Here is a 19,403-nt window from a genome sequence, read left to right as displayed (position 1 = left end):
CCGGTCAGGCGTTCGTCGTCGCCCGGACCCTCGACATCGTCGAGGCCCTCCGGAGCACGGTCAGGAGGGGCCGGCCCAGCACCAGGATCGCCACGGCGGTCGTGATCGCACGTCCGGTGTCCCAGCTGCCGGTGGACGTGACGAGCGTGAACCACAGGAAGCTCCGCAGGTTGTCCGGCAGGGGCGCCCCGGGAACGTAGTCGAGCGAGCCGGCCGCCACGCCCGGGACGTCGACGCCCGTGACGAACGGCCAGAACCAGAGGTTCATCAGCGCTCCGAAGGCGTAGGCGGACACCACTCCGAGCGCGACGAGCATCCACACCTCCGCCCGTCCGCGGACGCGGCGGGGCAGCAGCCCGGCCGCGAGCCCGACCCAGCCCGCGCACATCATCTGGAACGGGAGCCAGGGCCCGACTCCCGCCGTCAGCAGGGCGGAGGCGAAGAGCGAGGTGTAGCCGAGGAGGAAGCCGAAGCCGGGCCCGAACACGCGGCCCGCGAGGATGAGCAGGAAGAACACGCTCTCTACGCCCGCAGTCCCTGCGCCCAGCGCGGGCCGGATCACCGCGTTGATGGCGGAGAGCACCCCCAGCATGGCGAGCGCCTTGGAGTCGAGTCCACCCTCGGTCACCTGGGCCACCACGAGGAGGAGGATCAGCGGCAGCATCCCGGCCAGCACGAGCGGCGCGTCCTGTGCGTGCTCCGGGGCGACGTCGACGGCGGGCAGGACCAGCGGCCAGCCGAGCGCGAAGAGCCCGAAGGCGCTGGAGAGCACGATGAGCAGCCAGGTGCGCGGACCGAGCCGCACCCCGACCACAGGCTCCGGGATGTCGAGGCGGTAGTCAGCGCGCGGCACGCTCGTACTCCTCCACCGTCAGCAACGGCAAGGGGTTCGCGACCTTGGCGACCTGGGTGGCGAGCAGCTGGCTGGACGCCAGCACCTCCCGGGCGGGGCCGTCGGAGACCACCTCGCCCTCCGCCATCACCACGACTCGGGAGCAACTGCGCGCCGCCATCTCCACGTCGTGCGTGGCGATGACGACGGAGCGACCCTCGGCCGCCATCCGGGCGATGGTGTCACCCAGCACCGCCTTGGCGGCGTAGTCGAGGCCGCGGGTGGGCTCGTCGAGGAGCACGACTTCCGGATCGCCCACCAGCTCCACCGCGAGGACGACGGCGATCTTCTGCCCCTCCGAGAGGTCGCGCGGGTGGGCGTCGAGATCGATCGTGGGGACGAGGTTCCGCAACAGGGCCTCGGTGGTGCCCCCGGGCGCGCCCGCGGCGACATCGCCCGCCTCGCACTCTGCGCGCACGGACGCAAGGTAGAGGAGGTCGGACGCGGTCTGCGGCACGAGCGACACCCGGCGCGCCGTCGTCACCCTGCCCGCCGACGTGCGGCCGGCCCCCTGCAGGGCCCAGAGGAGGCTCGACTTGCCGCAGCCGTTGCGGCCCATCAGGGCGGTGACCTCGCCCTCGCGCAGCGCCAGGTCGACGCCGCGGACCGCCACCACGCCCGGGTACTCGACCACCACGCCCTCGGCGCGCAGGATCGTCTCGCCCGCCGCGGGCGGCGCCGGCAGCGCGGGCGGGTCGTCCTGCCAACGGCGGCGTTGGAGGGCGGCGAGGCGTCGTCCCTCGCGGATCGTCAGGGGCAGCGGGTCCCAGCCCTGGCCAAGGCCCAACTCGACGAGCGGCGGCTGGATCGGGGCGTCGCGGAGCACGTCACGGACTGGGCCGTGCCGCACCGTCGCGTCCGGGTGCACGAGCAGCACGCTGTCGGCGAACTCGATCACCCGTTCCATCCGGTGCTCGGCGAGCAGCACGGTGGTGCCGAGGTCGCGCACGAGGCGGGAGATGAGCGCCAGCACCTCCTCGGCGGCGATCGGATCGAGGGCCGAGGTCGGCTCGTCGAGCACCAACACGCGGGGCGAGCTCGCGAGCACGCTGCCGATCGCGACGCGCTGCTGCTGGCCGCCGGAGAGGCTGCGCAGCGGGCGGCGACGCAGGTCGGCGATGCCGAGCAGGTCGAGGGTCTCCTCGACGCGGCGCCGCATCTCCGCCTCGGGGAAGCCGAGCTGCTCCATGGAGTAGGCCAGCTCCTCCTCGACAGTGTCGGTCACGAACCCGGCGAGCGGGTCCTGGCCGACGTACCCCACCGTCGTCGCGAGCTCGCGGGTCGGCAGCAGGGTGGTGTCGCGGTCGTCGACGGTGATGCGCCCGGTGCGGACGCCGCCGGTGAACAGCGGCACGAGGTTGTTGACGCAGCCGAGCAGCGTCGACTTGCCCGAACCTGTGGGGCCGATGACGAGGCAGAGCTCGCCCTCCTCGATGGTGAAACCCACCCCGTCGAGGCGGAAGAGGTCGTTGCTCGCGTAGCGGAACGTGACGTCATCGAAACGGATCATGAGAGCCCCTCCAGGGCCGGTCCCGCGGTGGACAGCGCGGGCGGGGGAGTAATGAAGGCGGGAAGCGCCGCTACGGCGACGGCGGCCAGCAGAAGTGGGTCGAGGGCCGGCCAGACCAATGGTGTGATGGACGGGTGCAGCACCGACGGGTCGCCGTAGGAGCGCACGTACTCGACGATGGCGGCCGGCACGAGGCCGCAGACGAGCGTCAGGGTCTCCGCGACGCGCCATCGGTCGCGGCGGTACCGGGTCCGTCGCACGTGGCGGCCGATGACTCGCATGGCCAGCACGATCAGCCCGATCCCCACAAGCAGGAGCCCCAGTTCGACGAGGTTCGTCCGCAGCACCGTCGGCCCGATCCCCGGCCGGGCGAGCAGGAAGTAGGACCACACGGCGAGGACCGCGACCCCGGCGAGGCCGGCGCCCGACGACAGCGCCCGCTCCCTGGCGGTCGCCACCCCGCCGCGCCCGTACCCGCGGACCTCCATGCTGGCGGCCAGCGCCACCGAGCGCTCGAGCGCGTCGGAGAGCACCGGCACGATGATCGTCTCCACGACCCCGAGCCGCTGCCGACGGGTGCGAGCCTCGCGCGAGCGGCGCAGGCGGCGGACCCTGAGCACGCGGGTGAACGAGTCGCCGAGTTGGGGGAAGACGCTGAACGACACGACGAGGATGGTGCCGAGTTCGTAGAGGGCCGAGGGGAGCGCCGCCAGCAGCCGCTTGGGGTTGGCGAGTGAGTTGGCGGCACCGACGCAGATGATCATGGTGGCGAGCCGGAGCCCGTCGTACAAGCCGTACAACAGTGACTCCAGCGACACGGGCCCGAGCAGGCGGACACCGCGGACGAACTCCGGGAGGGGGACCTCCGGCAACGTGAAGAGGATCGTCGGCCCGTCGCCGCCCCCGAACACCACGCGGAAGGCAACCCGGAACGCGACGACGAAGAGGCCGAGCCACAGGTAGAGCTTGAACCCCTTCGCCCACGGGTTGTCGCCACGCCGCGCGATGGTGACCAGCGTCACCACGGCGACGATGGCCAGCAGCAGCAGGGGGTTGCTCGTCGCGCCGGCCGTCACAGCGAGCGCGATGGCGTAGCCCCACCAGGCGAACGGGTGGAGCGGACGCGGCAGGAAGTACCGCCTCGTCATCCCTCGCGCCGACGCCACCACACGAAGGCTCCCGCCAGAGCGGCCGCACCGACCGCACCGACCCCGGCCAGCGTGCCGGCCGGGACCCCGCTGTCGGAACCCACCTCGGCGGTGACCGGCGGGGCCACGGCGGACGCGTCGCCTTCCGGCTCCGGGCTGTCCGCCCGTTCGGACGGCGTCACGGAGACGGTGTAGGAGGCGGGGCCGGACTCGGATGCGGCCTCCGACGGGCGCGCGGAGGCGGAGGGCGTCGGGGAGGCGACGGACGGCGTCGGCTCCGGGGTGGGGGAGTGTGTCGGCGGTGCCGGCGTGGGCGACGCGCTGGGCGTGGCGCTGGCCGGCCTGCGGGTGGCGGGCGTGGTGCTCGCCGCGCTGGATGAGGGCTGCTTCGTCGTCGCCGGTGAGGAGGTGACCGGGGCGGGCGCCGAAGGGGGCGCCGGTTGCTTCGTCGGCGGTGCCGGCGTGGGGGTCGGCTCCTCCTTCACGACGGTGTGCGACGGCTGCACCCGTGGGGCCGGGTTGGACGTCGCCTCGTTGTTCAGGGAGAAGGACCAGCCCTCATAGCCTCCGGGGATCACCTCGCGGCCGGTCGCGCCCAGGTTGGAGAAGGACCAGCTGCCCCCGTTGGGAGCCTGCCAGTACGACCAGAAGGCGGACTTCGGCGGCGTCTGCACACAGTCCTCGCGGTAGGTCCCGCCGTCGACGGGGATGTCCTCCGTCGCGGACGGGCGACCCGCCAGACGGCACACGAAGCCCGGCCCGTCGTGGAGCGTCCCGGTCGGGTTGAGGCCGGCGCCGAGCAGGGCGTCGTACCCCGTCGAGCCTGCAGGCAGGCCGCTCACGCACTTGACGACGGTCGAGCCGCCCAGTTCCTGGAAGTCCACCACCACGGTGACCGACGTGTCGTCGGTGCAGTGACCGGTGGTCACCGAGGTGGCGGCTTCCGAGGGAACCGTGGAGAGTGCAGTGAGGAGCAGGCCGCCGAGCACACTGGCTGCGAGCCTGCGCATGCTCACACGCCGGTCTTGGGCAGGCCGGGCGCGGCCTCCTCAGGGGTGGCCGACGCCGACGGTGCGGGCGACGCGGTGACGGACGGAGCGGCCGTGGCAGACGGCGACTCGGAGGGCGACGGGGACGCGGTCGGGGTCTCCTCGACGGGGACCTCGACGGCGAACGGGTCGGCGGCGGGTGCCACCGCGTCCAGGTTCCAGTCGGGCTGGAGCACCCAAGCGACGACCTGGCCGCCCTCGAGGGTCAGCTCGTGGGCGCCGACCGTGGCGAAGTCCCACTCGTCGACGCCGGCGCCGGCGGGCAGGGAGTAGAGGCTCCACCACTCGCGGGCGGTGGTGCCGTTCGCGGTGCGGCCGTCGATGGTCGTGTAGAAGGGTCCGGCTTCCTCGGTCAGCCCTGCGGAGGTGGTGGCCTCCTGCGCGGTGGAGAACTCGGTGGCGCACGCGCCGGTGGTGGTGTCGTCGTACTCGACGTGCACCCAGACGTCGCCGGCGGCGACGCAGTCGGACGCGGTGGTAGCGGGTTCTGCCGCTGCAGGGACACCGGAGCCGATCGCAAACGCGACGATGGCTGCGGTAGCCAACTTGGAGGTGAACGTAGCCATGTGGCTGCCTTTCATTGAGATGTGGCCGAGCCGGTCCGACTACCCGCACGGGGATTACGGTTGCGCGACAGTACCGGGATCTCACCGGAATTTCGGGGCTCGGTGCCCAACACTATCCCGTCTGGAACAATGGACCGAACCGGGCTCGGAAGGACTGGCATGGCGCTGGATGCAGTGATCTTTGATTTGGACGGCACGCTCACCGACACCGAGGAGGTGTGGGACGAGGTACGACGGGGTCTCGCGGCCGAGGCGGGCATTCCGTGGGGACCGGACGACACCCGGGCGATGATGGGGATGTCCACCCAGGAGTGGAGCCACTACCTCACCGAGAGCGTCGGTCTGCCCATGACGCCGGAGGAGGCCGCCCGGGCGACGGTGCAGGGCATGGCCACCAAGTACCTCGAGGGGATCCAGTTGATGCCAGGAGCCGTGGAGGCCGTGAAGCGGATGGCCGAGCGCTACCCGATCGCCATCGTGTCCTCGTCGCCGCGACTGCTGATCGAGACGGCCACCGAGGTGATGGGTGTGGCGGACCTCCTGCGCGCGACGGTCTCCACGGAGGAGGTCGACCGCGGCAAGCCTGCACCGGACGGCTACCTCCGGGCGTGTGAACTGCTCGGCGTGCGCCCCGGCCACACCCTCGCCGTCGAGGACACGCACAACGGCATCCTGTCCGCGCTCAACGCAGGACTGGAGGTCGTGGCCGTGCCCGGCAGGTTCCACCCGCCGGGCCCGCAGATCCTGGAGCGCACCACCGTGATCCCCAACCTCGACGAGCTGACCTACGAACTCGTCGAGAGCCTCTTCTGAATCAGCGCAGAGGAACGAAGAGGTACTGGCCGAAGCGGTCGATCGTCGCCTTGCCGTTCTCGTCCTTGGTGACCCGCCACAGCTGACCGGCGACGGGCATCACCATGATGCCGCCAGGCGCGAGCTGGGAGACCAGTTCGGGCGGCAGCTTGCGGGAGCCCGCCGAGACGAGGATGCGGTCGAACGGCCCCTCGCTGGCATGGCCCAGTTTGCCCTTGACGGCCTGCTGCACCCGCGCCCACGGCCGGTCCACCTTTGCCAGGTTGGCGCGGCCGAACTCGACGAGCTCGGGCTCGATCTCGAGGCCGAGCACCGAGCCCTCGGGGCCGGTGAGGTGCGCCAGGATGGCCGTCGTCCACGCGGAGCCCGAGCCGACGTCGAGCACCTTCGCACCCTCCGGGACGTCGAGGAGGTAGAGCATGTCGCGCACCGTCGTCGGCTGGGAGTTCGTCTGGTTGCGGGGGATCGGCAAGGGGCGGTCCTCGTCGGCCCGGTCCTTCACCTTCTCGGGGAGGAAGTCCCTCCGCGGCGATGCCGCGATGGCTTCCTCGACCCGCGCCTCAAGCTGCTCAGTCATGCCGCAAACTCTAATCAGTCAGTCGAGGAGCGCGTCCAGTGCGCGAACCACGCGTTCGTTCTCCGTGGACAGGGCGGCGTACTCGGCCGGCGGGTTCCCTCGGTAGAGCGGGCGCACCGTCGTGCCGAAGTCGTAGAGGTCCTGGCGGGTGAACTCCGTCTGCGCGGCGAGCTGGTCGGCCTCCTTCCGGGCGCGGGCCAGGTCATCGATGCGACCCTGCCAGCCCGGGTTGTCGACGGGGAACTCGTCGTCACGCATCCGGTCGGTCAGTGCCCGCAGTGCCGAGGACAACTCGTCCAGGCCGCGCTTCTTCTCGGCCAGGTCGATCGCGATGACCGGTGTCTCGTCACGGTCCGAACCGAAGATCCTGCTGAAGAGCCCCATTGCTTTCGCCTCCCTTTGTCTGCGCCAAACCTAGCCGATGGCGGGGAACACGTTGAGCAGCAGCATGGGAGCCAGGTCGTCGGCGTGCTCATCCGGTGACTGCCAGCGCAGCTCAGCGATCTCGCCGGCGATGCGAGGGGCCCCGACGAGCGGGTGGCGGTAGACGGTGGAGATGAGGAGGTGGTCGGGTTCGTTCGCCGCGGGGGCTTCGAATTCACCGAGCAGTTCCATCCGCTCCCGGTCCAGGACGAGCCCGACCTCCTCCTTGGCCTCCCGCATCGCTGTCTCCACCGGTGACTCGCCCGGCTCGGGCTTGCCGCCCGGGAGCATGAAGCGCGACGTGCCGCGCTTGCGGACGGTGAGCACCCGCCCGTCGGGCTTCTGCAACACCACCGCGCTCACACGGATAGTCCTGTTCACTCGGGAAGGCTATCGCGGCCCGGCTCATTTTCGAAACTTCGATATTTCGCAATAGATTCTTGGAATAAATATCCGGGAGTGGGACAGCGAATCATTTTCAGGGTGGAAAGGCTAAAATCCCTAGTCGGGGCGGCGCGGCCTCGACGATATTGGGGATGGTTGTCGATTACCCCGACCCCTCGAGAATCGACACTACCGCACGTAGTAACCTCCTTGTCGAAGAAGTTTTCACGTCTATAGAAGGTGCCGAGATGAGTGTCGAGACCCGCCCGGTCGGGCCTGAGGGAAGTGTCACCAAGGGGCTGAGTCGCAGGTCGTTCATGACTTGGTCCGCTGCCGTTGGAGGCGGCACGGCACTGGTCGCCGGAGGCGGTTACTTCCTCGGAATGCCGTCTGGCTCGGCCGCAGCCCAAGGTGACGGCATCCCCGACGCGAAGACGGTGTGGAGCGCCTGCGTCGTCAATTGCGGTTCGCGATGCCCACTCCGACTCCAGGTCGTCGACGGACAAATTGCCCGGGTGCTGCCGGACAACACGGGAGACGACTCCCTCCTCGGACGCCAGATCCGTGCATGCGTGCGCGGCCGCAACATGCGGGAGCGTGTGTACGGTCCCGGCCGCATCAAGACGCCGCTGAAGCGTCGCGAGGGCACGAAGCGGGGCGACGGCGTTTGGGACGAGATCTCGTGGGATGAAGCCTCGGAGCTCTTCGCCAAGGAGATGCTCCGCTGTGCGGAGACCTACGGGAACGAGTCCCTGTTCAGCGTTTACGGCTCAGGCGTCTGGAATGCCCACATCTCGTCGAGCGCCCTGGCCGGGAGGCTGTTCAACCTCGTTGGCGGCTCCCTGAGCTACTACAGCAACTACTCCTACTCCCAGATCGGTACCATCACCCGCTTCCACTACGGCATACCGGACGAGTGCACCTCGAACTCCTTCGAGAACTCCATCCAACACGGCCGGATGCTCGTGCTGTGGGGCAACAATCCGCAGGAGACACGGATGTCGGGCGGGGGTAACACCTTCACCTCCGTGCAGGCCGCCAAGACTGCCGGGCTGCGCATCGTCGTGGTGGACCCTCGATACTCGGACTCCGCGGCAGTCCTGGCGGACCAGTGGATCTCGCCCCGGCCCGGCACTGACGCGGCTCTGATCGCCGGCATCATCAAGCACCTTGTCGACAACGACCTGCAAGATCAGAAGTTCCTTGATGATTTCTGCGTCGGATTCGACGAACACACCATGCCCGAAGGGGTGCCGGCGAACCTGTCCTACCGGTCCTACATCGACGGGAAGGGCCCCGACGGTGTCGTCAAGTCGCCCGAGTGGGCCGAGGAGATCACTGGTGTGCCCGCCCACACGATCAGGCAGTTCGCCGTTGACCTCGCGATGACGAAGCCGGTCAATATCACCCAGGGGTGGGGCCCGCAGCGGCACGCCAATGGCGAGAACCAGGCGCGCGCCATCTATCTCCTCAGCAACGTCCTGGGCCAAGTCGGCATCCCGGGCGGTGGCACGGGCGGCCGCGAAGGCTACTTCTGGCCTCTCACCAGCTGGTTCCCCGCCGGGGAGAACCCGGTGCAGGCATCGATTTCGAACTTCGGCTGGTCGGACGCGATCGACCACGGCAGTGAGATGACTGCCACCAAGGATGGGGTTCGGGGCGTCGACCGCCTGCCCAGCGACATCAAGTTCATGGTCGAGTTCGGCGGCAACATGCTGGCGAGCCAGCACGCTGACAACGGGGCGCTCCGGGAGTTGCTGCGCGACGAGTCGAAGTGCGAGTTCATCTGCGTGATCGACAACCAGTTCACCGGCTCCGCTGAGCTCGCGGACTTGGTCCTGCCGGACACCACCACGGCAGAACGCTGGGATCTGGTCCCGTCCGAATACACCGGGGACATGGCCTACTTGATCATGGCCGAGCCTGCGATCGAGCCGCTCCACAATTCGCGCCCGGGTTACGACATTTTCGCGGGCATCGCGGAGAAGGCCGGCGTCGGCAAGGAGTACACCGAGGGCCGGACGCTCGAGCAGTGGGCCCGTCACATGTACGAGAACGAGCACAGGCCGGCCGTGCCCTCGCTGCCCGACTTCGAGACCTTCCGCCAATTGGGCGTCCACCGCTACTACGCGGACATGGACAACCCGGAGGCGGGGACCCACGTGTCGCTCAGGAGCTTCCGTGAGGATCCGGTGTCGAATCCGCTGGGGACCCCTTCGGGGAAGATCGAGATCTTCTCCCTCGAGCTGTACGACATGAGCCAGACCTGGGAGTTCCCGGATGGCAAGAAGGGCGACCGCATCACCTCGATCCCCGAGTACGTGGCGACGTGGGAAGGGGCGGAAGAGGCCAGGCAACCGGGCGCGCAATACCCCATCCAGTTGATCGGTCACCACCACAAGTCCCGCACCCACTCGACCTACGGCAACCTCGCGAAGAGCAAGGAAGCGCACCACCAAGTGCTGTGGCTGAATCCTCTCGATGCCAGGGCAAGGGGCATTGCCGACGGCGACATCGTGGGGATCTTCAACGACCGGGGCCGGGTGCAGATCGAGGTCCGGGTGACTCCGCGCATCATGCCGGGGGTCGCCTCGCTGCCCCAGGGCGCCTGGATCCAGTGGGACGAGAACGGCGTCGACCACGGTGGATCGAACAACGTCCTCACCAGCCTCCACCCCACCCCGGTTGCCAAGGGCAACTGTCAGCACACCACGCTCGTCCAGGTCGAACTGGTCAGCGCCGGCACGAAGGCCTGAGGAGAATAGAGATGCTCGGATTCTACTTTGATTCGACGGTGTGCAACGGCTGCAAGGCCTGCAACATCGCCTGCAAGGACAAGCACGATCTCCCGGTCGGTGTGAACTGGCGCCGGGTCGTGGAGTACACGGGGGGCTCTTGGTCGGTCTCCGGCAACACCGCAGTGCCCTCGGTGTTCTCCTACTACACCTCGATCTCCTGCAACCACTGCGAGAACCCGGTGTGCACCCAGGTCTGCCCCACGACGGCGATGACCCGTCGCGAGGACGGCACGGTGTTCGTCGACGACGAGAAGTGCGTCGGTTGTCGCTACTGCGAGTGGGCCTGTCCGTACTCGGCGCCGCAGTTCAACGCGGAGACAGGCCACATGACCAAGTGCGACCTGTGCGCCGACTACCGCGACGCCGGCCAGGACCCGGCCTGCGTGGCGGCGTGCCCCTCGCGCGCCCTCGACTGGGGGCCGATCGAGGAGCTGCGGGCGAAGTACGGCAACGCGAACGCGTTCGAGCCGCTGCCCGACCCGGAGATCACGCGCCCGAACCTCGTCATCAAGCCGCACCGCGACGCCCAGCCCTCCGGCATGGGAACCGGTCATATCGCGAACCCGAAGGAGATCTGAGATGACATTCGCCGAGCTGCCGATGGTGCTCTTCACCGTCCTCGCCCAGATGTCCGTGGGCGCGTTCCTCGTCCTGGGCGTGGTCCAGACCCTGGGCTCGCTCAAGTTCCAGTCCGCGACGATCGACCGCGTCGCCGATCCGGCGCTCTACGCGATCGGTCCGACGCTCGTGCTGGGCCTGTTCGCGTCGATCTTCCACATGCACGACATCTTCAACGTCTTCAACGTCGTCCGGGGCTTCCAGACGTCGTGGTTGTCGCGGGAGATCATCTTCGGGATGGCGTTCGCCGGATCCGGCTTCCTGTTCGCGCTGATGCAGTGGTTCAAGTGGGGCACGCCGCGGTTGCGGCAGGCCATTGCGGCGATCACCGCGCTGCTGGGCGTTGGCCTCGTGTACGTGATGAGCATGATCTACTACACCCTCCCGTCGGTGCCCGCGTGGAACACCTGGTTCACGCCGGTCCAGTTCGCGCTGACGACGGTCCTGCTGGGCTCGCTGGCCGTGGGCACCGCCTTCATGACCGTCACGATGTTCCGTCGTCACCGGCTCGAGCGCGGCGGCAAGATCTTCGGCGCGAGGGTCGCCCCCGAGCGCGGCGATCACGTCAAGGTCAACCAGTTGCTCGCCACTTCGCTGCGCTGGATCGCCGTCACCGTCGTCGTGTCGGGCGGCCTGCTCATGGTCCTGATCCCGCTGCACCTGTCGAAGATGGCCGGTCTCGGGGAGGTCGGCGTGGAGTCCCTCGCCCCGTACAGCGGGACGCTCCTCGTCCTGCGCCTCGCGCTCGTGGCGGCCGGGGCCGGTCTGGTGGCGATCTTCATGTACGCGTTCGCGAAGGCGAAGTCGAACCCGCGTCCGCTGGCGATCGCCGTCACGCTCGCGTTCGGACTCGTACTCGCCGGTGAACTGCTGGGTCGCGCGCAGTTCTACGAATCCATGGTACGGATCGGGATGTGAACGAGAACTACGCCGACGCCTTCGCCGCAGTCTGGACCACGCTGGCCAGCGTGCTGCGCACCGAGGCGCCCACCGAGGAGACCATCGCCGCCCTGCGCGACCCCGACCTGCTGGCCCAGTGGCCGCTCACCGATCCCGAGCTGGGTGAGGTTGGCGCCGGCGCCCTCGCCGGTGTGAAGGAGTTGGGCTCGTCGGAGGAGTCCTGGCAGGAGATCGCCGACGACCAGTTCCGCCTCATCCGCGGTCCGGGCGAGCCCATCGCCGTGCCGTGGGAGTCGGTCTACCGCAGCCTCGAGGGGCTCCTCTTCGAGGAGCAGACGATGCAGGTGCGGGAGTTCTACAAGCGGTTCAACCTGCAGGCGCCCCGCCTGAACGTCGAGCCCGACGACCACATCTCGCTGGAACTGGACTTCTGCGTCCAGCTCCTGGCCCGGGGTCTCGAGGCCGCCGCCGACGGGCAGCCGGAAGTCGCGCGTCGTCACTTCGACGCGCACGACGAGTTCTGCCGGGAGCACCTGCTGCAGTGGGCGCCCACGTTCTTCCAGCGGTTGAGCGCCGGAGCCACCACCGCGTTCTACCGGGGCATCGGGCTCCTCGGGCAGGACGCCCTACAGCGCCTGCGCACCCTGGTCGAGCCCGACGCGCGATGAGCCTCGACAGCCTCGTCGTCTGGGCCGCCCACAGCGGCGCGGGTGAGAGGGTCGAACTCGTCTGCGACGAGCACCCGGACCCGGCCACCGGTCACCGCGCCTGGCGACCGGTGCGGGCACCCGGCTGCGTCGCCGACCTGCCCCTGCACGTGCCGCTCGAACTCCTCGCGCTGGGTGTGGCCGAGGTGGCGGTGCGACGGGACGGCTGCGGCTCCCCGGAGGCCCTCGACGGCTGGTTGGTGCGCTGCACCACGCTGGCAGAGATGGCGGACCGGGAACTCGCGGAGCCGCCGGACGGACGTCGCCGCCGGGATGTGCTCTCCGCGTCGGCCATGCCGACGGTGGAGCGGCGGTCGCTGTTCGGCCTGGGTCGCCGCGAACCCCGACCGGCGCGCGCCTGGAGTCCCGACGTCCGGGCCACCGAGCACCAGCGCCTGCGCGCCGCGCTGCGGCACCTCGGGGCCCACTCGACCGACGCCGGCGCTACCGACGGTGTGGGCTGGCGCCTTTCCGCTGACGGCTGCCGGGCGTCCGGGCAGTGCGTGACCGCGTGCCCCAACGACGCCCTCGCGCTGGTCCACTCCGCAGGGCGGGACGGCGTTCAGCGCTCCGAGCTGCGGTTCGACCCATCCCTGTGCAATGCCTGCGGGCGCTGCATCGAGTTCTGCGACGCCGCGGCACTCAGCGCCCCGGGCCCTGCGACGTTCAACGATCTCGCGCTCGCGACCCCGTCGCCCATCGCCACCGTTGCGACGCGTGTCTGTGAGCGCTGCCGGGCCGCGTTCGCGCCCTCGGACAAGGACGCCTCGCTGTGCCCGACGTGCGCCGCTCGCCGGGCCAACCCGTTCGGCTCCGCACTGCCGCCCGAGGCCCTGGCAAGGTTGCAGCGGGCACAGGGGAATTCGGCGGACTGACGTTGTCGCGGTACGCTGGCCCTGACTTAAGGGATCGGTGCCGCAACGTGAGGCTGGGAGTTGCGGCCGCGACTGCATTCCCGGAGGAACCATGGGGACGCGACCATCCCTCATCGAACACGGCGGCTGGCCCTTCCTGATCACGTCGATCATCGGACGCCTGCCCGCAGCCATGATCCAGCTCGGCCTGCTCATGTACGTCACCGGCGTGGGCCTCGGGCTCGGGCTCGGCGGCATGACCGTCGCCGCCGTCGGTCTCGGCACCGCCACCAGCGCCACGCTCATGGGGCGCCTCGTCGACCGGTTCGGGCCGCTGCCCGTGGTCTCGGCGGCGACCGTCGTGCAGGTCGCCGGGCTCTACGCGATCCACGCACTCACCCCGTCGCTCGTCGACGGTGCACAGGGGCCGTCGACGCTGCTCGCGCTGGCGGCCGTCTGCGGCTTCGCGAACCCGCAGATCGGCCCGATCGCGCGGTCGCGCTGGTCGCACCTCGCTCGCGAGCGCCGGGAGCCGGCGCTCATCCGGAACGCGCTGGGCTACGAGGGGGCGGTCGACGAGACCAGCTTCATCATCGGGCCCATCGCGGCCAGCTTCCTCGTCGCGGCGCTCGGACCCACGCCCGCCATCTTCACGATCATGGCGATCGTGCTCGTCGGCCAGGGGACCTTCGTCGGCTACCTGCTGGTCGCCGGCTGGCACCACCGCGCCGGCGGCAGGCATGCCGGCAGCGGTCGCATCCCTCTCATGTCGCTGGTGCCCCCGATGGCGGTCCTGCTGGCGGTGGGCATCACGTTCGGGGCCACCCAGACGGGCCTCACCGCCGTCAACGACCACCGCGGCACCCCCGGCCTCACGGGTGTCATCTACGGTTCCGTCGGCCTCGGCAGCGCCGTGTCCTCGCTCCTCACGCCCCGCCTTCCGTTGAGGTTCGGCGTCGGTGCCCGCCTCATCGCGGGGGCGCTCTGCCTGCTCGTCGGCGGGATCGGCTTCGCGACGCTGCCCGGCACCCCCGGGTCGGTGGCGCTCGCGCTGCTCGTCGGCCTCGGCGTCGGGCTCATCCTGGTCACCGGGTTCGCGCGGGCCGAGGCCGTGGCGCCCCCCACGCGTGTCGCCTCGGTGATGACCATCCTCTCGATGTGCCTCACCCTCGGCGTCTCGATCGGCGCGGCGGTCGCCGGGCAACTGGCCGACGTGCTGTGGCGCGGGTTCCTGCCGGTCATCGTCGCCGGCGGCATGGCCCTGCTCGCCGCCCTGCTGATCGCGCTCAGCGGCCGGTCCGCCGGCCGCTGATCCGGCTCAGCCGGTCACCTGGGTGCCGAGCAGTGCGCCGATCAGGAACGTCGCGCCCAGCGCGAGCGCCCCACCGACGACGACCCGCACCATCGCCCGCACCGGGTTCGCGTCGCCCAACTTCGCGCCCGTGAACCCCGTCAGCGCGAGCGCCACCGACACCGCCGCGAACGTCACCGGCACCTTCGCTGGGTAGGGCACGAGCACGGCGACGAGGAACGGCAGCAGCGCACCCAGCAGGAACGCGAAGAACGACGCGAGCGCCGCGTGCCAGGGGCTCACCACCTCGTCCTCGCTGAGGTGGTGCTCGGCGTCGAGGTGGGCGTCCAGCGCGTTGATGGCGGTCAACTCCTGCGCCACCGCCATGGCCGTCGCGTGGCTGAGCCCCTTGGCGCGGTAGATCCCCGCCAGTTCCTCGAGTTCCCCGGACGGGTCGGTGCGCAGCTCGTGATGCTCCTTCGCGATGATGGCGCGCTGGGCGTCGGAGGAGGAGGACACCGAGACGTACTCGCCGAGCGCCATGGAGATGGCGCCACCGGCGACCGCAGCCGCACCCGCGAGGATCAGGGTGCCGGTGTTCGTCGTCGCCCCGGCGACGCCGACCATCACGGCCGCGACCGACACGATGCCGTCATTGGCGCCGAGCACTCCGGCGCGGAGCCAGTTGAGCTTGTGGGCGGTCGTCGTCAGGAGTTCCGGACTGACCGACGTGTCGGTGGTCATGTCTCGAGGCTAAGTCGCGGTGCTTGATATTTCTAGCAAGGTAAGCCAACCCTCGCCGATGCTCGGGCGGGGGCAGCCAACTGAAGAGGCGCGGTAGGTTGCTGCCGTGACGCAGGGCCATGAGCGGGGGAGCAGGGGCTACCGACGCATGCTCGCGGCGCTGCTCTGCGCGGGAGTGGCCACGTTCGCCCAGCTCTACTCGGTGCAGGGCGTTCTCCCCCTCATCCAGGCCGACCTGGGCGTCACGCCGGCGCAGTCGGCGCTCACCTTGTCGGCGGCGACGTTCGGCATCGCGGTCTCGGTCGTCGGCTGGGCCGCCGTCTCGGACAGGGTCGGGCGCAAGCGCGCGATGGTGGCGGCGATCCTCGTGGCCACGCTCCTGGCGCTGGCCAGCGCGATGGCGCCGACCTTCCCCCTGCTGGTGCTGATCCGGTTCGTCGAGGGCTGCGCGCTCGGCGGCATCCCTGCGGTTGCGATGGCCTACATCGCCGAGGAGGTGCATCCGGCGCATTCGGCGCTCGCCGCCGCCAGCTTCATCTCCGGCAACAGCCTCGGCGGACTGTCGGGCCGCATCGTGGCCGCGCCCGTGGCGGAGGTGTTGGGGTGGCGCGGCGGCGTGCTGGTAGTCGCCCTCGTCGCGGTGGTGGCCATGGTGCTCTTCGTCCTCCTCGCGCCGGCGCAGCGCGGGTTCCGTCCGCGCCCGCTGCGGCTGGGGGAGATCGCGTCGCGTGTACTGGAGGCGGTGCGGGATCGCCGCCTGCTCGTGCTGTACCTGCAGGCCTTCCTGCTGATGGGCTCGTTCGTCGCGATGTACAACTACCTGGGGTTCCACCTCGGCGAGCCGCCGTTCTCCATCTCCCCGGGCTGGGTCTCGCTGCTGTTCCTGGCCTACCTGTCGGGCACGTGGTCGTCGGCGGCCGCCGGGCGGCTCGCGCTGCGGTGGGGTCGGCGTCGCGTGCTGCTGGTGTCGGGCGCCTCGATGATCCTGGCGCTGGTGGTGGTGGCGGTCCCGTGGTTGCCGGCGATCGTCGCCGGGCTCGTGCTCTACACGGCCGGCTTCTTCGCGGCCCACTCCATCGCCAACGGGTGGGTCCCGGCGCTGGCCCACCGGGTGCCGGCACAGGCATCGTCGCTCTACATCTTGGGCTACTACACCGGTTCGTCCGTGGTGGGCTACTTCGGGGGCGTCGTGTACTCCGCCACGAGCTGGCTCGCGTTCTGCGCCTTCCTCGGGCTGCTCGTCCTGGCGGCGATCACCACCGCCCGATTGGTCCTGCCTCGGACCGGCTGAATGGGTGCCGACGCGGAACGCCGGCACCCACTCGACGGGCTCAGAGGGCCGCGACACCGACCTCGCCGGTACGGACCCGGACGACCGTGCCCACGTCGGTGGACCAGACCTTGCCGTCACCGATGTTGCCGCTGCGGGCCGCCGCGACGATCCAGTCGATCACACGGAGTTCGTCGACGTCGTCGATGAGGGTCTCCAGCTTGATCTTCGGGATGGTGTCGATGCGGTACTCGGCGCCGCGGTAGACCTCGGTGTGACCGCCCTGGCTACCGGACCCGACCACCTCCGTGATCGTGAGTCCCCGCACGCCGTGCTCGCGGAGCGAGTCCGTGACGCGCTCGAGGGCGTGGGGCTGGATGACTGCGGTGATGAGTTTCACTTGTCCGTTCCTTTCGCGTCGGGTGCGGTGGCCAGCTGACCGGAGGTGGTGATGGGGCCGACGGGCCGCATCCTCAGGGTGGCCAGGTGGCCCGTCGCCAAGTCGTAGGCCGACTCGAGGTGACGGGTGACGTCGATGCCCTCGAGCTCCTCCCTCTCGGACACGCGCCACCCCATCGTGTACTTGATGGCCAGCGCGATCACCGCCGTGAGCGCCGCCGAGATCAGCATGGCGACGACAGCCACCAGGATCTGGACCACCAGGAGTGCCGCGCCGCCGCCGTAGAGGAGCCCGCCCTCCGTGGCGTACAGGCCGATCAGGATCGTGCCCGACAGACCGCCGACGAGGTGGATGCCCACGACGTCGAGCGAGTCGTCGAAGCCGAAGCGGTACTTGAGCCGCAGCGACAGCGCGCACAGGGCGCCCGTGATGAGGCCGAGGCTGATCGCGCCCAGGGGGCTGACGTCGGCTGCGGCCGGGGTGATGGCGACGAGCCCGGCCACCACACCGGAGGCGGAGCCGAGGGACGTGACGTGGCCCTCCCGCAGCTTCTCCATCGCGAGCCAGCCGAGCGCCGCCGCGGCGGTCGCGACGGTGGTGTTCACCCAAGCGAGGCCGGCGGTGCCGTCGGCGGTACCGGCGGAGCCGGCGTTGAAGCCGAACCAGCCGAACCACAGCAGCGCCGCGCCGAGCATGACGAGCGGCAGGTTGTGCGGCTTCATCGGGGTGGTGCCGAACCCGATGCGGGGTCCCACGACGAGCGCCAGGACCAGCGCCGCGACGCCGGCGTTGATGTGGACGACGGTGCCGCCGGCGAAGTTGATCGGGGCGGCGATCACCGAGAAGGGGCCGTCGTGGGAGAGCAGGCCGCCGCCCCAGACCATGTGGGCCAGCGGTGCGTACACGACGAGGACCCACACGGCGACGAACACGAGCCAGCTGCGCATCCGCACCCGGTCGGCGATGGCACCGGAGATCAGGGCAGCGCTGATGATGGCGAACGTCATCTGGAACCCGGCGCCCACCAGGAAGGGCACCCCGGAGCCGGCGAGGACCGATTGCGAGTCGTCGCCCGCGAGCCCGAAGAACTGCAGCGGGTTGCCGAAGAGGCCGGCGATGTCGTCGCCGAAGGCGATCGAGTAGCCGAACAGGGTCCAGGCGATGGCGACGACCGCCATGGCGCCGAACGCCATGAGCATCATGTTGAGCACCGTTCGGGCACGGACCATCCCGCCGTAGAACAGGGCGAGGGCGGGGGTCATGAGCAGGACGAGCGAAGCGCTCGTGAGCAGCCAGGCGGTGGCGCCGGTATCCAACTCCAGTAGGGACATCTGGACTCCTTGAAATCGCGCCCGGCCCGGGGGCCGAGCTGGTTCAGCGGTGGCTAGCCATGCCGGAAGTTGTACCCGTCGCGGGCCCCTCCGAATTCCCTCCGTTCGTGGAACGGACCCCGCCATTGCAGCGTGGTGGAAAAGGGCGTATACGCGCGCGATACATGCACTCGGTCCGACGCGGGCAGGTGGTGCCGAACGAGGCACCGGGTCGGACTGGAAAAATTGCCATGCCGGTCAGCTTGGGTGAGCGAACCGGGATCCCCTCGGGCGGGTCCGGCGTAGCGTTCAGCGCATGGATCTCTGGTCGTCGGTCGGCGCGTTCGCGATGGTCGCGCTCCTCGTCACGCTGACGCCTGGCATCGACACGGCGCTGGTACTCCGGACCGTCATCGCGCGCGGCCGGACACAGGCGTTCGGCGCCGGCCTCGGCATCGCTGGCGGCGTCCTGGTCTGGGGCGTCGCCGCGGCGTTGGGCATCAGCGCGCTGCTGCTGGCGTCCGGCACCGCCTACACGGTGGTGAGGATCGCCGGCGCCGTCTACATGGTGTGGCTGGGTCTGGGGATGTTGCGATGCGCGTTCTCGCGGCGCGGAGGCGTGAAGCCCGACGACCGGTCGGGGCGCGTGGCAACGGCGGGTTCGGGATCCTTCCGGCAGGGATTCCTCACGAACCTCATGAACCCGAAGGTGGGCGCCTTCTACGTGGCCCTCCTGCCGCAGTTCATCCCCGACGGGGTCGCTCCGGCAGCCATGGGGGCCGGTCTGGCGCTCGTGCACGGAGTCCTCAGCCTGGCCTGGTTCGCCGTGCTCATCGTCGGGGTGGGGGTGATGCGGCGATGGCTGGCGCGGCCGGTCGTGCAGCGTGGAGTCGACGGCGTGGCCGGAGCGGTCATCGTCGGTTCGGTGCCGCGCTCGCCCTGGGCGGCTGAGCGCCGGGCGCGGCCCGAGGCGAAGGCGGCCACGATCACGCAGAGGAGGGCGGTGACTGCCGCGCGTCGTATCTCGCCCCCGGTCACGGTCGTTCTTGGCACTCAGTCCGATTGATCGTTTGACGACGCGGACGTTGACAGACGTCATACGTCCGATGAGGATGGGGAGATCCGCCCGACGAGGGGCGGCCATCAGAG

General features: G+C 70.0%; 20 protein-coding genes. 9 read left to right on the top strand and 11 right to left on the bottom strand.

Annotated elements, in window-relative coordinates:
* Window positions 1-4: 4 nt before the first annotated feature.
* Genes BLR46_RS05325 through BLR46_RS15035 form a run of 5 tightly spaced genes read right to left on the bottom strand, consistent with a single transcriptional unit; the run spans window position 5 to window position 5,165 of the window.
* Window positions 5-853 (bottom strand): ECF transporter S component, encoded by an 849-nt coding sequence (locus BLR46_RS05325; protein WP_245701532.1) that lies wholly within the window; start codon window positions 851-853, stop codon window positions 5-7.
* Window positions 840-2,402 (bottom strand): ABC transporter ATP-binding protein, encoded by a 1,563-nt coding sequence (locus BLR46_RS05320; RefSeq protein ID WP_093249690.1) that lies wholly within the window; start codon window positions 2,400-2,402, stop codon window positions 840-842. The genes BLR46_RS05325 and BLR46_RS05320 overlap by 14 nt, the downstream gene beginning before the upstream one ends.
* Window positions 2,399-3,550: an energy-coupling factor transporter transmembrane component T gene (locus BLR46_RS05315; protein WP_093249689.1), complete on the bottom strand. Its 1,152-nt coding sequence runs from the start codon at window positions 3,548-3,550 to the stop codon at window positions 2,399-2,401. Before BLR46_RS05315 ends, BLR46_RS05320 begins: the two co-directional genes overlap by 4 nt.
* Complete coding sequence (locus BLR46_RS05310; RefSeq protein WP_143008220.1) at window positions 3,547-4,560, bottom strand: hypothetical protein; 1,014 nt, start codon at window positions 4,558-4,560, stop codon at window positions 3,547-3,549. The genes BLR46_RS05315 and BLR46_RS05310 overlap by 4 nt, the downstream gene beginning before the upstream one ends.
* Before the next feature lie 2 nt (window positions 4,561-4,562).
* The gene (locus tag BLR46_RS15035; protein ID WP_093249687.1) at window positions 4,563-5,165 is read right to left on the bottom strand and encodes a hypothetical protein; all 603 of its coding nucleotides are present in this window, start codon (window positions 5,163-5,165) and stop codon (window positions 4,563-4,565) included.
* 159 nt (window positions 5,166-5,324) lie between these two features.
* Between BLR46_RS15035 and BLR46_RS05300 the strand changes: the two genes are divergently transcribed.
* Window positions 5,325-5,978, top strand: coding sequence for an HAD family hydrolase (locus BLR46_RS05300; protein WP_218118355.1), 654 nt, complete (start codon window positions 5,325-5,327; stop codon window positions 5,976-5,978).
* Window position 5,979: 1 nt separating this feature from the next.
* On the opposite strand, the gene BLR46_RS05295 is transcribed toward BLR46_RS05300, so the two are convergent.
* Genes BLR46_RS05295 through BLR46_RS05285 form a run of 3 tightly spaced genes read right to left on the bottom strand, consistent with a single transcriptional unit; the run spans window position 5,980 to window position 7,359 of the window.
* Window positions 5,980-6,555 (bottom strand): protein-L-isoaspartate O-methyltransferase family protein, encoded by a 576-nt coding sequence (locus BLR46_RS05295; RefSeq protein WP_093249686.1) that lies wholly within the window; start codon window positions 6,553-6,555, stop codon window positions 5,980-5,982.
* An 18-nt stretch (window positions 6,556-6,573) separates the two neighbouring features.
* On the bottom strand, window positions 6,574-6,939 hold the full coding sequence (locus BLR46_RS05290; RefSeq protein WP_093249685.1) for a hypothetical protein: 366 nt from the start codon (window positions 6,937-6,939) through the stop codon (window positions 6,574-6,576).
* Between the two features lie 30 nt (window positions 6,940-6,969).
* On the bottom strand, window positions 6,970-7,359 hold the full coding sequence (locus BLR46_RS05285; RefSeq protein WP_218118354.1) for an NUDIX hydrolase: 390 nt from the start codon (window positions 7,357-7,359) through the stop codon (window positions 6,970-6,972).
* Window positions 7,360-7,610: 251 nt separating this feature from the next.
* Here BLR46_RS05285 and BLR46_RS05280 point away from each other — a divergent pair, with 251 nt between their 5' ends.
* The 6 genes from BLR46_RS05280 (at window position 7,611) to BLR46_RS05255 (ending at window position 14,551) form a co-directional block, all read left to right on the top strand.
* A complete protein-coding gene (locus tag BLR46_RS05280) occupies window positions 7,611-10,118 on the top strand; it encodes a DMSO/selenate family reductase complex A subunit (RefSeq protein ID WP_093249683.1) in 2,508 nt (835 codons plus the stop codon).
* A gap of 11 nt (window positions 10,119-10,129) precedes the next feature.
* Window positions 10,130-10,738: a DMSO/selenate family reductase complex B subunit gene (locus tag BLR46_RS05275; protein ID WP_093249681.1), complete on the top strand. Its 609-nt coding sequence runs from the start codon at window positions 10,130-10,132 to the stop codon at window positions 10,736-10,738.
* Window position 10,739: 1 nt separating this feature from the next.
* Entirely contained in the window at window positions 10,740-11,696 is a 957-nt protein-coding gene (locus tag BLR46_RS05270; RefSeq protein WP_093249680.1) for a dimethyl sulfoxide reductase anchor subunit family protein, read from the top strand.
* Window positions 11,693-12,346, top strand: coding sequence for a TorD/DmsD family molecular chaperone (locus tag BLR46_RS05265; RefSeq protein WP_176761676.1), 654 nt, complete (start codon window positions 11,693-11,695; stop codon window positions 12,344-12,346). Before BLR46_RS05270 ends, BLR46_RS05265 begins: the two co-directional genes overlap by 4 nt.
* Window positions 12,343-13,260, top strand: coding sequence for a 4Fe-4S dicluster domain-containing protein (locus tag BLR46_RS05260; RefSeq protein ID WP_093249676.1), 918 nt, complete (start codon window positions 12,343-12,345; stop codon window positions 13,258-13,260). Before BLR46_RS05265 ends, BLR46_RS05260 begins: the two co-directional genes overlap by 4 nt.
* Window positions 13,261-13,351: 91 nt before the next feature.
* Window positions 13,352-14,551 (top strand): MFS transporter, encoded by a 1,200-nt coding sequence (locus BLR46_RS05255; RefSeq protein ID WP_093249675.1) that lies wholly within the window; start codon window positions 13,352-13,354, stop codon window positions 14,549-14,551.
* A 6-nt stretch (window positions 14,552-14,557) separates the two neighbouring features.
* On the opposite strand, the gene BLR46_RS05250 is transcribed toward BLR46_RS05255, so the two are convergent.
* Window positions 14,558-15,274: a VIT1/CCC1 transporter family protein gene (locus BLR46_RS05250; RefSeq protein ID WP_093249674.1), complete on the bottom strand. Its 717-nt coding sequence runs from the start codon at window positions 15,272-15,274 to the stop codon at window positions 14,558-14,560.
* 106 nt (window positions 15,275-15,380) lie between these two features.
* Between BLR46_RS05250 and BLR46_RS05245 the strand changes: the two genes are divergently transcribed.
* Window positions 15,381-16,565: an MFS transporter gene (locus BLR46_RS05245; protein WP_218118353.1), complete on the top strand. Its 1,185-nt coding sequence runs from the start codon at window positions 15,381-15,383 to the stop codon at window positions 16,563-16,565.
* A 40-nt stretch (window positions 16,566-16,605) separates the two neighbouring features.
* On the opposite strand, the gene BLR46_RS05240 is transcribed toward BLR46_RS05245, so the two are convergent.
* Both BLR46_RS05240 and BLR46_RS05235 read right to left on the bottom strand, forming a co-directional pair.
* Window positions 16,606-16,944: a P-II family nitrogen regulator gene (locus BLR46_RS05240; protein WP_093249670.1), complete on the bottom strand. Its 339-nt coding sequence runs from the start codon at window positions 16,942-16,944 to the stop codon at window positions 16,606-16,608.
* Entirely contained in the window at window positions 16,941-18,275 is a 1,335-nt protein-coding gene (locus BLR46_RS05235) for an ammonium transporter (protein WP_093249667.1), read from the bottom strand. The genes BLR46_RS05240 and BLR46_RS05235 overlap by 4 nt, the downstream gene beginning before the upstream one ends.
* Before the next feature lie 295 nt (window positions 18,276-18,570).
* Between BLR46_RS05235 and BLR46_RS05230 the strand changes: the two genes are divergently transcribed.
* A complete protein-coding gene (locus BLR46_RS05230; RefSeq protein WP_093249666.1) occupies window positions 18,571-19,320 on the top strand; it encodes a LysE family translocator in 750 nt (249 codons plus the stop codon).
* Window positions 19,321-19,403: the final 83 nt, after the last annotated feature.

Source organism: Tessaracoccus oleiagri, from assembly GCF_900103275.1.
In the GTDB taxonomy this organism is placed as follows: Bacteria; Actinomycetota; Actinomycetes; order Propionibacteriales; family Propionibacteriaceae; genus Arachnia; species Arachnia oleiagri.
Note: the sequence above shows the minus strand (reverse complement) of the source record. Positions and strands in the feature narration are given on the sequence as shown.

Bases quoted from the DNA above. Each gene is read 5' to 3' on its own strand.
- BLR46_RS05320 (WP_093249690.1), bottom strand. From the start codon at position 2,402: ATGATCCGTTTCGATGACGTCACGTTCCGCTACGCGAGCAACGACCTC.
- BLR46_RS05315 (WP_093249689.1), bottom strand. From the start codon at position 3,550: ATGACGAGGCGGTACTTCCTGCCGCGTCCGCTCCACCCGTTCGCCTGG.
- BLR46_RS05310 (WP_143008220.1), bottom strand. From the start codon at position 4,560: ATGCGCAGGCTCGCAGCCAGTGTGCTCGGCGGCCTGCTCCTCACTGCA.
- BLR46_RS15035 (WP_093249687.1), bottom strand. From the start codon at position 5,165: ATGGCTACGTTCACCTCCAAGTTGGCTACCGCAGCCATCGTCGCGTTT.
- BLR46_RS05300 (WP_218118355.1), top strand. From the start codon at position 5,325: ATGGCGCTGGATGCAGTGATCTTTGATTTGGACGGCACGCTCACCGAC.
- BLR46_RS05295 (WP_093249686.1), bottom strand. From the start codon at position 6,555: ATGACTGAGCAGCTTGAGGCGCGGGTCGAGGAAGCCATCGCGGCATCG.
- BLR46_RS05290 (WP_093249685.1), bottom strand. From the start codon at position 6,939: ATGGGGCTCTTCAGCAGGATCTTCGGTTCGGACCGTGACGAGACACCG.
- BLR46_RS05280 (WP_093249683.1), top strand. From the start codon at position 7,611: ATGAGTGTCGAGACCCGCCCGGTCGGGCCTGAGGGAAGTGTCACCAAG.
- BLR46_RS05275 (WP_093249681.1), top strand. From the start codon at position 10,130: ATGCTCGGATTCTACTTTGATTCGACGGTGTGCAACGGCTGCAAGGCC.
- BLR46_RS05270 (WP_093249680.1), top strand. From the start codon at position 10,740: ATGACATTCGCCGAGCTGCCGATGGTGCTCTTCACCGTCCTCGCCCAG.
- BLR46_RS05260 (WP_093249676.1), top strand. From the start codon at position 12,343: ATGAGCCTCGACAGCCTCGTCGTCTGGGCCGCCCACAGCGGCGCGGGT.
- BLR46_RS05255 (WP_093249675.1), top strand. From the start codon at position 13,352: ATGGGGACGCGACCATCCCTCATCGAACACGGCGGCTGGCCCTTCCTG.
- BLR46_RS05250 (WP_093249674.1), bottom strand. From the start codon at position 15,274: ATGACCACCGACACGTCGGTCAGTCCGGAACTCCTGACGACGACCGCC.
- BLR46_RS05235 (WP_093249667.1), bottom strand. From the start codon at position 18,275: ATGTCCCTACTGGAGTTGGATACCGGCGCCACCGCCTGGCTGCTCACG.
- BLR46_RS05230 (WP_093249666.1), top strand. From the start codon at position 18,571: ATGGATCTCTGGTCGTCGGTCGGCGCGTTCGCGATGGTCGCGCTCCTC.